Source organism: Hydrogenophaga sp. LT287 (assembly GCF_055702805.1).
The window spans coordinates 305,276-317,334 of sequence record NZ_JBVPZC010000002.1 but is presented as its reverse complement, the minus strand read 5'-3'; the positions used below and the strand labels follow the sequence as shown (position 1 = coordinate 317,334).

Below are 12,059 nucleotides of genomic sequence, written 5' to 3'. Positions count from 1 at the left end.
ACTCCCCTAGGGGGTAACGCGAGCGGCCCGGCAAAGCCACTTTTGCCATGACCTGGACTTGCGTCCCTTGCGCGCCAGCCCCACCCACTTTTAAGCAACCGCCACTGAGGTTTTCATGACTGTTTCCACACGTCCCGGCCACCGAGCCGCCAATGCCCTGCGCCCGGTGAAGATCACCCGCGGTTTCACCATCCACGCCGAGGGCTCGGTGCTGATTGAGTTTGGTGAAACCAAGGTGCTGTGCACCGCATCGGTGGAAGAGAAAGTGCCGCCGCACAAGCGTGGCAGCGGCGAGGGCTGGGTGACCGCCGAATACGGCATGCTGCCGCGCGCCACCCACACCCGCAGCGACCGCGAAGCCGCCAAGGGCAAGCAGAGCGGGCGCACGCAAGAGATTCAGCGCCTGATTGGCCGCTCCATGCGCGCCGTGTTTGATCTGAAGGCATTGGGCGAACGCACCATTTCGCTCGATTGCGATGTGTTGCAGGCCGACGGCGGCACGCGCACCGCCAGCATCACCGGGGCCTTTGTGGCCGCGCACGATGCGGTGTCGCGCCTGTTGGCGGACGGCAAAATCGCCACCTCGCCCATCAAGGACCATGTGGCCGCCATTTCGGTGGGCATTTTGCAAGGCACGCCATTGCTCGATCTGGAGTACGTCGAAGACTCGGCTTGCGACACCGACATGAACGTGGTGATGACCGGTGCCGGACATTTCGTGGAAGTGCAGGGCACGGCCGAAGGGGTGGCTTTTAGCCGCCGCGAAATGGACGCCTTGTTGGAGCTGGCTGAAAAAGGTGTGGGTGAGCTGGTGGCGCTGCAGCGGCAGGCGCTGGGTCTGGTTTGAATTTCTGTTGCGGCCTGTGTCCATGAAACTTGTTTTGGCTTCGAACAACGCGGGCAAGCTCGCTGAATTGCAGGCGCTTTTTGCCCCGCTCGGGGTGGAGCTGGTGCGCCAGTCGGACCTGGGTATACCCGAGGCGCCCGAGCCGCACTGCACGTTCATTGAAAACGCGCTGGCCAAGGCGCGGCACGCAGCGCGCGTGAGCGGCTTGCCCGCCCTGGCCGACGACGCCGGCCTGTGTGTGGAGGCTTTTGGTGGGTTGCCTGGGGTAGACACCGCGTACTACGCGACACAGTTCGGTTATGCCAAAGGCGACGACAACAATGTGCGCGCCTTGTTGGAGCAAATGGCTGGCAAGACCGACCGCCGCGCCGCGCTGGTGAGCACACTGGTGGCGCTGCGCAGCGCAGACGATCCCGAGCCCCTGGTGGCCATGGGCCGTGCGCCAGGGCTGATCACCGAGCAGCCCATTGGCGACAACGGGTTTGGTTTTGATCCGGTGATGTACCTCCCGCAATTTGACAAAACCTTTGCGCAGCTGCCCACCGAAGTGAAAAACGCCAACAGCCACCGCGGCAAAGCGGCGCAGCAGATGCTGGCGCTGATGCGTGAGCGCTGGTTGTCTGAACCGCCGGCCCACGCATGAGCCAGGGCAACGGTGTCCCCATGTCGTGGCCCCGTGGCCTGGCTCCGGCTGCGGCACCTGCCAGCGCGGTGCCGGTGAACGATATTCGCCACTGGATGCGCCCCGGCACGCTGCAACTGCGCAGCCTGCCGCCGCTCTCGCTGTATATCCATCTGCCGTGGTGCCTGAAAAAGTGCCCTTATTGCGACTTCAACTCGCACGAATGGAGCGCCACGGCTGAGCCCGGCCAGGCAATGCCCGAGCAGCGGTACCTGGACGCCCTGCGGGCCGATCTGGAGGCGTCGTTGCCGCTGATCTGGGGTCGCTCGGTGCACAGCGTTTTCATTGGTGGCGGCACGCCCAGCCTGTTTTCGCCGGCCGCTATCGACCAGCTGCTGGCCGATGTGCGTGCCCGCGTGCGGCTGGACGCCGACGCCGAGATCACCCTGGAGGCCAACCCGGGCACGTTTGAAAAAGACCGCTTTCGCGCGTTTCGCCAGGCGGGGGTTACGCGCCTGTCCATCGGTGTGCAAAGCTTCAACGATGCGCACCTGAAGGCGCTGGGCCGTGTGCACGACCGTGCCCAGGCCATGGCGGCGGTGGAAGAGGCCGCGCAAGCGTTTGACACCTTCAACTTGGACATCATGTACGCGCTGCCGGGGCAGACGCTGGCCGACTGCGAAACTGACATGCGCACCGCCCTGGCGTTCAAGCCGCCGCACATTTCCATCTACCACCTCACGCTCGAACCCAACACCTACTTTGCCAAGTACCCGCCCGCGCTGCCGCCGGACGACGATGCCTATGCCATGCTGGACCGCATCACCGAGCTGACGGCCGAGGCCGGGTTGGCGCGTTACGAAATTTCAGCCTATGCCCGCGACGGACACCGTTGCTGGCACAACCTGAACTACTGGCAGTTTGGCGACTACCTGGGCATAGGCGCCGGCGCCCACAGCAAGCTGAGCTTTGCCCACCGTGTGGTGCGCCCGGTGCGGGTGCGCGAGCCGCGCCTGTACATGGAACGTGCGCTGGCAGGCGATGCGGTGGTGAGCGCCGACGAGGTGGCCAGGGCCGACCTGCCTTTTGAATTCATGCTTAACAGCCTGCGGCTGAAGGCGGGTTTCGAGTTGCAGGACTTTCTGGACCGGACCGGCCTGCCGCTTTCCGCGATTGAGCGGGGCTTGAGCCGTGCCGTGCAGCAGGGGCTGCTGGAGCGGGATGCCCAGCGCGTGTGGCCCACCGAGCGCGGGTTTGACTTTTTGAGCGATTTGCAGAGTCTGTTTTTGCCGGACTGAAACCTCAGGCCAGCCGCAGCCGCAGCGTGGCCACGGTGCCCTGCCCCGACTGGCTGTTCAGCTCGACACTGCCGCCATGGATTTCGGCGATTTCCCGCACCAGGTTCAGACCCAGGCCGGTGCCGGGGATGTTGCCCGATGCGTCGGCCCGGTAGAAGCGCTCAAAGGCACGGGCCAGCTGCTCCTGGCTCATGCCCATGCCTTTGTCCCGCACATGAATGGCCACAAACGGGACATCGCTGCGGTTTTCCTGGCTGATGTCCACGCTCACCTGGGCGCCGCCTGGGGAATACTTGAATGCATTGCTGAGCAAGTTGGTCAGCGCTTGCTGTATTTTTTCGGCGTCCGCCATCACCTGTAGATCGGGCATCGGGCCCTGGCTGACCGTGCGGCCCAGGTCGGGGTTGGCGATGCCGCGTATCGCTTCATCCAAAATGTCGGCCACGGGCGTGGCCACGATGTGGAAGTCTTTGCCCTGGCGCGCTTCGATGCGGGACAGGTCCAGCAGCTCTTGAATCAGGTTGGACAGCAGCGAGCCTTGGCGGTGCACCGTCTCCAGCAGGTCGCGTTGCTTTTCTTCGGTGAATTTGCGGTGCAGCATCAACTCGGTGAAGCCCAGAATGCTGGCCAGCGGCGTGCGCAGTTCGTGGGCAGCGGTAGCCAGAAACTCGCTTTTCATGCGGTCCACCTCGGTCTGGTGCGTCACGTCGCGAAAGTACAGAATCGTCTCGCCGCTGCCGCCCAGGTTGCGGCGAATCTCGCGCTCCAGCACCTTGAAGGTGGGGCGCGCCAGCTTGATGATGTCGGTGGTGCGGTCGTTCCAGGTTTCGGTGATGGAGCGGTAGTTGTCGAAGTCTTCGCACAGGTTTTTGAACCACACGTCAAACCGCTGCAGCGAACACCAGGCGGGAATGTCCCCCACCATGCCCCGGAATGCCGGGTTGCTGTTGATCAGCTCGCCCTTTGAGTCAAAGACGGCAAAGCCGTCGGGGCTCAGGTCAAAGGTGGCGTTGAGCCGGGCGGTGCGTTCAATCAGTTTTTGCTTGACTTCAATCTGGCCACTCACGTCTTCAATGACATTGATGTAATGGGTGATAGTGCCTTGCGCGTCCTTCACCGGTGACACCGACAGCTTGTTGTGGAACAGGCTGCCGTCCTTGCGGTAGTTTTTCAGGGTCAGGCTCACCTCGCGGCCTTCCTGCAGCGTGCGGGCCAGCAGCGCCAGGTCGTCCTTGTCGGTCAAGGGTCCTTCCAGAATGCTGCTGAAGCGCCCCAGCACCTCGTGCGGCGCATAGCCGGTGATGCGTTTGAACGCCGGGTTCACGTACACCAGCGGCTGGGGGTAGCGGCGTGCGTCGCTGATCATGATGCCGTTGATGGTGCAGTCCACGGCACGGCTGTAGAGCGTCAGGTATTCCTCGGCCAGCTTGGTGTCGCTCAGGTCGCGCACGATGCAGGTGTACCGGATTTCGGGGTCGTTTTGAATCTCGCCCAGCAGCACCTCCACCGGGAACTCGGTGCCCCCGTGGCGCACGGCGCTGATCTCGGTGCGGCCAATGCGGCTTTGCGTGCTGTGGATCAGCATGCCGCCGTCCATGGTCTGTTGCAGGCCTTCGCAGTTCAGGCCGATAAGAAAAGTCTCCAGCGGCTGGCCCCGGACTTCCTCGGCGGGCCGCCCAAACATGCGCTCGGCGGCCGGGTTGACGCTGTCGATCAGGCCCGCTGGGCTGACACCAATGATGGCGTCGGCAGCGGTGTCCAGAATGGCGTGCAGGCGGGAAAGGCGCTGCTGGGTGCTGGCCATTTGTGTGGCCAGTTCCTGGGACGACCAGTTGAGCGCACGGCCCAGTTCGCGCACTTCGCGGCTGCCCCAGCGCATGCGCAGCTGTTCGCCCGGCTGCGCTGCCATGGCGGTTGAAAATCGCGCCAGTTCGCTCAGGGGCTTGATGGCACGGCGCAAAAACAGCAGAAAAAACCAAAGGCCCAGCACCACCAGGCCCAGCGCGGCCATGGCGCCTATCAGCCAGCCATGCTGTCCCCTTTCCAAGCGTGCGTCGTAGCTGAAGACCACCTCGGCCCAGCCTTCATTCAAGTAGCTCCCATAGTCCTCAGCGCCAATGGGGTCGCGGTGATCGCGCGTGAGCAGGCTGGCATAAGCGTGAACATGACCGTCTTCGACAGAGAACGGACTGCCGGGAGGTGTATCGTCCTGGTCGGTCGGGAAAATGGACAGAGGCCCGCCAGTGGGCTGGCTCAGCACACGCAGGGCCACCCTCCCACCCGGGCGCACCACGTGGATGGCCTGCACCCCCGGCAAGTTGGCGATTTCCTGCAACACGCTTTCCAGCGCGGCGAAGTCGCTGTCCAGCAACGGGGTCGCGCTGGAATGTGCCACCAGCTGAGCGATGGCCATGGCCCGTTCGCGGCTTTCCACCTCGGTTTCTTCGACGCTGCGCTGGTAAGAAACCACACCGATCAACGAGCCGGCCACCAAGGTAACGCCCATCACCAGCCAGAGCATTTGGGTTTTCAGCGAGCGCTGGGAAAAAAACCGCCCGGGCCACCGCAAAGTCTTGTGCCACAGTGTTTTCACAGCGGTTTTCTCTCTGCGAACGGTTCGTTGACCACGTAGCTTTCCAGCGCCAGCTTTTCCAGCGGCTGGTAATCCCGGGCGTAGGTGGTGGCCACGGGGTTGGGTATCAGCGCTTGGTCCAGCTGCGCTTGAAGCGGGCTGTCGGGCGGAGCGTTCAGCAGCGTCTGCTGGATGCAACTGCGCACGGCCGAAGGCACCCGGGGGTGTGCTGCCAGCGGGTGCGGTGCAATCTGGGGTGTTTCGTAAATGACCCGCAGGCGCTCAGCAATGTGGCGTGGCTCAATGCCCAGCGTGTAGCTGGCACCGCTTGCGGCATCGGCTTCACCCACGATGACCTGGCGGTAGCTGTTGCTGTGCGTTCGGGCGTATTGCACCTTGACCTGGACCTTGTGCTCCCGCTCCAGCAAGGCGCGCATGTAAAGCGATGCTGCCAAGGCGTTGGGTGATGGAAATGCGACGGTCTTGCCTTCCAGATCGGACACGTGGCGCACGGGGCTGTCATCGCGCACCACCAGGACGCCCTTGAAGGGTTGCTTGCCCTCGCGGACCAGCGGCAGGTAGCCCTGGGCCTTGTGCGCGGTCACCATGTGGTACGGATTCAAAAAGACAAGGTCGAATTTGCCCTTTTTGAGCTGCGCTTCAAATTCGGCCGTCGAGCGGGACAAGGCCAACTGCACCGGCTGGCCGCAGGCCGTGGCCAGGGAAACGGCCAGAGGATGGGCGCGCTTGTGGAGTTCGGCGCTGGAAAACACCGGCACCACGCCCATGGAGAGCACCGGCGCTGCGGTACGGGTTTGCGCGGCCAACACCAGCGGCAGCGCGGCCAGGCCCAGACCCCATGCGCGCACCCAAGAACAGGTGCTGAAGGCACCACGGGCCATCAGCTGCGCCCCAGCATGTTGTCCACCAAGTCCAGCAGCTTCAGGGGGCTGAAGGCCTTGGTCAGGTAGGCGTCGCAACCCACTTTGCTGCCCTGCTCCAGGTCTTCCTTCTGGGCCCGGGCGGTGAGCAGCACCACTTTGGTGGTGTTTTTGAGTTCGGGGTGTTTTTTGACCTTGTCGCAGACCTGGTAACCATCGAGTTCGCCCGGCATCATCACGTCGAGCAGCATCACGCCGGGCTTGAGGTCTTGCGCCATGCGCCAGCCTTCGCTGCCGTTTTCGGCTTCAAACACCTCGGCATCGTCCAGGTGTTGCAGCGTGAGGCGAATGAGCTTTCGGATGTCCGGCTGGTCATCGACGATGAGAATGCGGGCGGTCATGCAGCGCTCCGGTTGCGGCCTCGGGCCAAGAGTTTCGAGAGGTCTTCCGCGTAAATTTGGGCTTGCAGCATATCGAGGTGGTGGGTGCTTCGGCGCGGAGCGCCGGTGGGGAGTTCGAGCATCACGTTGAGTTCCTGGTCGGATTCCTGCTCGACTCGCAAGCGTCCGCCGTGCAGTTGCAAAATGCGCTGGGCCAGTGGCAATCCGATGCGCATCACCGGAGGTGCGGTGTCGGGTTTGCCGTTGTCCAGCGCAGCAGGTTTGAAGAGGGAAGCGGCGTGCCGGTTGAGGGCGGCGGCCGACAAAGCGCCCATGTTGACGATGCTGACGAGCAGGTGCTGGCCAGAGGCGCGAAAACCGATTTCCACACCCACTTGCTGGGACGGGTTGATTTCGGACCGGGCGTGCAGCACCGCGTTGTGGATGCATTCGAGCAGGGCGCGTCGGATCAGGCGGCCACTGCCGTAAATGGGTGGCAGGTCGTCCTTGTCGCCATTGAACACGATGGACACGCCCTTGCTGCGGATGAGCGGCGAGAGTTCCATGCAGGTGCTGCGCACCAGGTCCACCATCATCATGCGTTCGTCGCCAATGAGCACATCTTCACCAAACACGTCCACCAGGTCCACCAGGCGGTCGAGGCGCTCGGTCAGGCCCAGCAGGCTGTCTTTCAAGCCGAGCATGGGCTCCGGGATAGGCGTGCTGCGGGTGTGGGCCAGCACGTCCTGCACGGGGGGCAGCAGTTCGCTGCGCAAGAGCTCCATGATCTGTTGCAAAGACAGTCGCTGGTCGGCCACGGGAGCCACCAAGGCGCTCTCGGCGGGGTCGGCTTCAGCGGTCGGTGCTTCGGCGGTCACCGCCATGGCCACCAGGCCCGCAATGGGTTTGGGTGCGCAGCGGCACAGCAGCTGGGCGATGCCGTTGTCGGACAGCGCTTCCACACGCAGCTCGTTGTGGGTGACGATTTTTCCCTGCGCGATGGCCTTGACCAGCTCGCGCACGTGGGGGTCGCTGCCCAGCACCAGTGCGGGGCGGCTGTCCAGCTGTTTGGCAGCCTGGTTGGCAAAGACCACATGGCCATCGTCGCTGAACAGCAGCAGGGGGCTGTTGATCAGGTCCAGCAGGACCAGCAGGGGGTTGCTCGCGGGAGGTGAAGCTTTCTGCATGTTGCGAACCAATACCGAACGGGGAAATACCCGGTCGTCCTATGTGTAGGCTGTATCGGCAGTTGGCCCGCGAGCTTTAGATGGCCGGATGATGCACCCCGGTCGTTTGGCTCTTGAGGTGAGGTCTAAAGAACTCTTATCGGAACTTTTTACAAACAAATTCACCTTTTTTTGCAGTTTTAAACGATAAAAATATGAGATGCGTGGGTGCCTGCGGTGTGCAGAGTCACTTTTCTGCTCGCCTGGGCCAAGTGAGCAGACCAGGCGAGCTAGATATCTTCGCGCGCTTCGATACAGAGCTGTTGCACGCTGGACCCCTTCACCCCGGCCGCCGCGCGGATGCGCAGCGACCGCCCGGTTTCCAGCTGGACGCGGCAGTGGTAGTCCAGTCCGTCGGTGTGGCCTGGGCTGTGGCTGGCAATGCGGCGTAGCCATTGCTGTTTGCCGTCGAGTTCCACGCGCAGTTCGTGCCAGGGCTCTGCCGCCTCGGCGGGTACCCGCACCACCAGGGTCACGTCGATATCAAAGGTCCGGCGCCGGTCCAGCGCGCCCGGGATGTCAACCACCGCCACGGTGGCGCTGCCCACGTCGCAGCGCCAAAGCTCGGCCCGGGGTGGCTTGCTGGCGGCGCGGTTCATGGTGCCAGCAGCCTCTGGAGCTCGCCAGAGGCGATGCACTGATCCAGCTCTTGGGCTCCGCCAATGAGCATGCCGCGCGCAAACACCATGGGAAATGTGGGCCAGCCGGTCCACATCTTCAACGCGTTGCGCCGCCGCCATTGCGACGCATAGCCGCCAAACGCCAGGTAGCCGTGGGCGATACCGGCCGACGCCAGGGATTTGCGGGCCTTTCGCACAAAGGGGTTGCCGTTCATGCCCACCACCACCACCGGGTGGGTGTTGATGGCTGTTTGCACCTGTTGGATCACATCGCTGTGGAGTTCAGCCACCCCCTGCCGGATGGCGGGGTGCAGGTGGGTTTCGTCGAGCACGGGGCGGGTCATAGAGGGTCTCCAAGGGTGAGGGCTGAACTGTAGTGCCTGGGCGAAAACCTTGGGGCAGGGGTGTGTCAGCGTGCGGCCTCGGTTTTCCTGGTCATGGCTTGAGGCGGCTCAACAGGGTGCAGGGAATCCGCCGGTCGGGCGTCTGGGGTGGCGACACAATTTCGTTCAAGTCACGACGTGTGGCGTTTTCAGGTGGTGCGTTGGCCCCGCCTGCTCAGGAGTGTTTATGCACGCAGTGGTGTTGGACCCCCGGCTGTGGGAGTCGATGGAGGCCGGTGACCAAGCCCGCCTGGAGCGTTGGGTGGTGTCCGAGGGCGAGCACGTGAACGCCGGGCAGTTGCTGGCGCAAGCGCGGTTGCTGCACCAGACGCTGGACATCACCGCCCCACACGCGGGTGTGGTGGAGCAGATTGTGGTGGGCCATGGTGAGCCCATTGGGCACGGTGCGGTGCTGGCCCACCTGGTGCCCATTTGAGCTCGCGGTTTTGTCTTGTGGCGAACGCTGTTGCGGCCCGCTGCGCTTGGCACCATTGAGCCCGCTCAACGTCGCAGGCAACCGGCTCATTAAGCTGGGGCCAGGCCTTGTGTCGGGCTGGTCCCAAAGCAGGTGTTTGCATGGGGCTTTGGCGGGGGCTGCGAAAGGTTCTCCATGTTAAAAATTTTGATCTCCGTGGATGGTTCGGTGCCCGCCCACCACGCCATTGAAGCCGTGGCCCGAATGGCGCGAGAACAGGTCCAGGTGGCGGTGTCGCTGGTGAATGTGAGAACCCCTCTGCTGGACGGCGAATGGTCGCCCGACTCGCGGGAACAGATTGACGCCGCTTTGCGCGCACAGCAGGCACGCACGCTCAACGAAGCCACGCGCCTGGCCACCGCCAACGGCCTGGTGGTGGGCGCCAGTTACAACCCCGAAGGCCTGGTGGCCCAGGAAATAGTGCGTGTCGCCCAGGCGGCTGGCGTCGACCAGATTGCCATGGGCACACGCGGCATGGGCGCGCTGGGCAGTTTGCTCATGGGCTCGGTGGCTTTGCGGGTGGTGCACATGGCGCCTGTGCCGGTGCTGCTGGTGAAGTGATTTGCCGCGCGGCACAAGGGGGCAGGCTTATTTTGGGAGGCGCGCGATGAAACGCATTTTGGTGGTCTATTACTCGCGCAGCGGCCACACCGCATTTGTGGCGGAGCAAATTGCACGGCGCTGCCGGGCCGATCTGGTGTGCATCCACGACCCGACCGATCGCCGTGGCGCCGTGGGGTATCTGCGCAGTGCCTGGGAGGCCCTGCTGGATACGCGCCCGCTGATCGAGTTGGACCTGTGCCGGCCACAAGACTACGACCTCGTCATGGTGGGTACGCCGGTGTGGTTCTGGAACATGTCCAGCCCGGTGCGCAGCTTTTTGCACCGCTACGGGCGCCGCTGCGCACAGATCGCGCTGTTTTGCACCTATGGCGGCTCGGGCCAAGAGCGGGTGATGGACAGCATGGAGCGCCTCTGCAAACAGCCCGCCGTGGCACGGCTCGCGCTGACGGAACGCCAGTTGGTGCAACGTCAACATGCCCTGGCCCTCACCCGCTTTTTGGGCGAGGTCAAGCGCTGGCACCGGCTGAGCGATTCGGGTCAGACGGCGCAGAACACGGGCAGACCACCCGGCTGAAAAGGTTGCGCTGTTAAAAAAAGCCCGTCAACCGCGATGGATGACGGGCCCCGGTGAAGGCCCCCGGCATCGCCTGTGAGGGCTACGCCGGTCTGAGGGTGCCTTCATCCACCGCGGTGTCGGAACACCACAGCAACCCCCCTCGCGGGGAATCCCCATCTGACCGTTGACGATGGGACTCACATTCCATCACCGCCGGTTCTGGGTATCTTGCCGCGGCCCTGGCGTTGGTGATTGAGCGCGCTCAATGCCGGCCGCGGTGCGCTGAAAAACGCTGATCAGCACACACCCGAATCCAACCGGCGTTGCGCGGTTCAATCGGGGTCGTTGTCGTTCGCGCCCAGGGCCGCTTGCTTGCGCCCCGCGTGGTAGGCCGTCAGCACCTGTGTGGCCACCAGGTCCAGGCTGGGGCGGGTGATGCCTTGTTTGTCCGTCCACACCTTGGGCGTGAGCGAGCCCGTCAGGCTCAGCGCGTCGCCATCGGCCAGCGCCAGCAGGGCCGCGCAGGCCGCGTCGTCAAACGCAATCACGTTGACGATGAATTCTTCGTCTGCCTTGTTGCGTGCCAGCACCCGGGCCACGGTGTACCCGCGCCCCATTTTGTCCGTCCGCCGCGAGGCGTCACCCATCAGGCGACCGGCAATCAAACCATCAATCATGTGGGTGCTTTCTGTGCGTTGGGGTCGGTGTCGCTGGGGATGGGGCTGGGTTTCAACGGGGCCGCTGGTAGCCAGAAGCCACCCAGGCTTGCGCGCTGTCCAGCGTCAGCTTGAAGCTGGGCGGCACCGGCACGCGGGCCAGTTCTTCATCGAACCCGTCCAGTGCGGTCAAGCTGGCGGTGGCGCCTTCTTCGTCGGGCACGATGGCCAGCGCCACCCGCACACGGTTGCCGTCCACCGTCACGGTCACGTTTTTGTTCAGCTCCGCGTGGCGCTGCTGCTCAGAGCGGCGAATCACTTCTTTGGCCGTTTTCACCAGCGTGTTGAACGCCGCGGTGTCGAGCGGCTTGGGGTTCTTTTTGTCGCGCCCCATGGTCCACGGCCCCACCAGGGCGGGCTCGGACTCGCCCGCCAGAAACATCGCCACCGCCCAGCCATCGTCGTCATCGTTGTTGATGACGCGCGCGGTCCAGTCGCCATCGCTCCAGAGGCGGGCTTCGTGAATGGGCTCGTCGGCGGCGTCGGTGGTCATGGTGGCTGGGCTTGTGGGGCTGGCTGGGTGCGAGCCGTGTTGGGTGCAGCGGCAACAAAAAAGCGGCTTTGAAGCCGCTGGTTGCCTGTGCAGGTGGCGGAGACTGTGTCCGCGAAAAACCTAGGTTTTATGCGGGTTCCGAGGCTTTTCGGTGATTCATCCCACCGTAAAACCCACCACCAAAAGCACGCCAGCAAGCGCTTGAAAATATTTTTCGTGTGTGGCTGATTGCTGACACATCGATGGCCCGATTGTACGGGCGCCAGCACCTGGCGCTCGGGTGTTCCGCTTGCGCCGGCCATGGCGGTGCACGCCGGCAACCCCTCCACCCGGTAGCAGACGCACACGCAAAAAAAACCCGCATCTTTCGAAGCGGGTTCTAGTGGGGATTAGCCTTGCCAAGCCCCACCCTTAAAAGGGCTGGGT

14 protein-coding genes are annotated in these 12,059 nt (G+C 63.7%); 6 read left to right on the top strand and 8 right to left on the bottom strand.

From position 1 onward, the window contains the following. Positions 1 to 115: 115 nt before the first annotated feature. The 3 genes from rph to hemW are packed head-to-tail and all read left to right on the top strand — an operon-like array spanning position 116 to position 2,767. Positions 116 to 847 carry a ribonuclease PH gene (rph, locus tag AC0GNR_RS03380; RefSeq protein WP_472899590.1) on the top strand — a complete coding sequence of 244 codons (732 nt, stop codon included), beginning with the start codon at positions 116 to 118 and terminating at the stop codon, positions 845 to 847. 22 nt (positions 848 to 869) lie between these two features. Then, positions 870 to 1,490 (top strand): RdgB/HAM1 family non-canonical purine NTP pyrophosphatase, encoded by a 621-nt coding sequence (rdgB, locus tag AC0GNR_RS03375; RefSeq protein ID WP_472899589.1) that lies wholly within the window; start codon positions 870 to 872, stop codon positions 1,488 to 1,490. A gap of 20 nt (positions 1,491 to 1,510) precedes the next feature. After that, positions 1,511 to 2,767, top strand: a complete 1,257-nt coding sequence (gene hemW / locus AC0GNR_RS03370; protein WP_472899588.1) for a radical SAM family heme chaperone HemW — start codon at positions 1,511 to 1,513, stop codon at positions 2,765 to 2,767. A gap of 4 nt (positions 2,768 to 2,771) precedes the next feature. Here the strand turns inward: hemW and AC0GNR_RS03365 are convergent, their stop codons facing one another. The 6 genes from AC0GNR_RS03365 to AC0GNR_RS03340 all read right to left on the bottom strand — a co-directional run bounded on the left by AC0GNR_RS03365 (position 2,772) and on the right by AC0GNR_RS03340 (position 8,790). After that, positions 2,772 to 5,288: a sensor histidine kinase gene (locus AC0GNR_RS03365; protein WP_472899587.1), complete on the bottom strand. Its 2,517-nt coding sequence runs from the start codon at positions 5,286 to 5,288 to the stop codon at positions 2,772 to 2,774. Positions 5,289 to 5,356: 68 nt separating this feature from the next. After that, positions 5,357 to 6,241, bottom strand: coding sequence for a phosphate/phosphite/phosphonate ABC transporter substrate-binding protein (locus AC0GNR_RS03360; protein ID WP_472899586.1), 885 nt, complete (start codon positions 6,239 to 6,241; stop codon positions 5,357 to 5,359). Next, the gene (locus AC0GNR_RS03355; protein WP_472899585.1) at positions 6,241 to 6,621 is read right to left on the bottom strand and encodes a response regulator; all 381 of its coding nucleotides are present in this window, start codon (positions 6,619 to 6,621) and stop codon (positions 6,241 to 6,243) included. Before AC0GNR_RS03355 ends, AC0GNR_RS03360 begins: the two co-directional genes overlap by 1 nt. After that, complete coding sequence (locus tag AC0GNR_RS03350) at positions 6,618 to 7,787, bottom strand: histidine kinase (RefSeq protein ID WP_472899584.1); 1,170 nt, start codon at positions 7,785 to 7,787, stop codon at positions 6,618 to 6,620. Before AC0GNR_RS03350 ends, AC0GNR_RS03355 begins: the two co-directional genes overlap by 4 nt. Positions 7,788 to 8,056: 269 nt before the next feature. Further along, positions 8,057 to 8,425, bottom strand: a complete 369-nt coding sequence (locus AC0GNR_RS03345) for a hypothetical protein (RefSeq protein ID WP_472899583.1) — start codon at positions 8,423 to 8,425, stop codon at positions 8,057 to 8,059. Continuing rightward, a complete protein-coding gene (locus AC0GNR_RS03340; RefSeq protein WP_472899582.1) occupies positions 8,422 to 8,790 on the bottom strand; it encodes a glutaredoxin family protein in 369 nt (122 codons plus the stop codon). The genes AC0GNR_RS03345 and AC0GNR_RS03340 overlap by 4 nt, the downstream gene beginning before the upstream one ends. Positions 8,791 to 9,016: 226 nt before the next feature. Between AC0GNR_RS03340 and AC0GNR_RS03335 the strand changes: the two genes are divergently transcribed. The 3 genes from AC0GNR_RS03335 (at position 9,017) to AC0GNR_RS03325 (ending at position 10,442) form a co-directional block, all read left to right on the top strand. After that, a complete protein-coding gene (locus AC0GNR_RS03335; protein WP_472899581.1) occupies positions 9,017 to 9,265 on the top strand; it encodes a lipoyl domain-containing protein in 249 nt (82 codons plus the stop codon). A 174-nt stretch (positions 9,266 to 9,439) separates the two neighbouring features. Next, a complete protein-coding gene (locus AC0GNR_RS03330) occupies positions 9,440 to 9,865 on the top strand; it encodes a universal stress protein (RefSeq protein WP_472899580.1) in 426 nt (141 codons plus the stop codon). A 46-nt stretch (positions 9,866 to 9,911) separates the two neighbouring features. Further along, positions 9,912 to 10,442, top strand: a complete 531-nt coding sequence (locus AC0GNR_RS03325) for a flavodoxin family protein (RefSeq protein WP_472899579.1) — start codon at positions 9,912 to 9,914, stop codon at positions 10,440 to 10,442. 314 nt (positions 10,443 to 10,756) lie between these two features. Here the strand turns inward: AC0GNR_RS03325 and AC0GNR_RS03320 are convergent, their stop codons facing one another. Next, positions 10,757 to 11,101, bottom strand: coding sequence for a single-stranded DNA-binding protein (locus AC0GNR_RS03320; RefSeq protein ID WP_472899578.1), 345 nt, complete (start codon positions 11,099 to 11,101; stop codon positions 10,757 to 10,759). Positions 11,102 to 11,153: 52 nt separating this feature from the next. Then, the gene (locus tag AC0GNR_RS03315; RefSeq protein ID WP_472899577.1) at positions 11,154 to 11,633 is read right to left on the bottom strand and encodes a hypothetical protein; all 480 of its coding nucleotides are present in this window, start codon (positions 11,631 to 11,633) and stop codon (positions 11,154 to 11,156) included. Positions 11,634 to 12,059 lie beyond the last annotated feature (426 nt).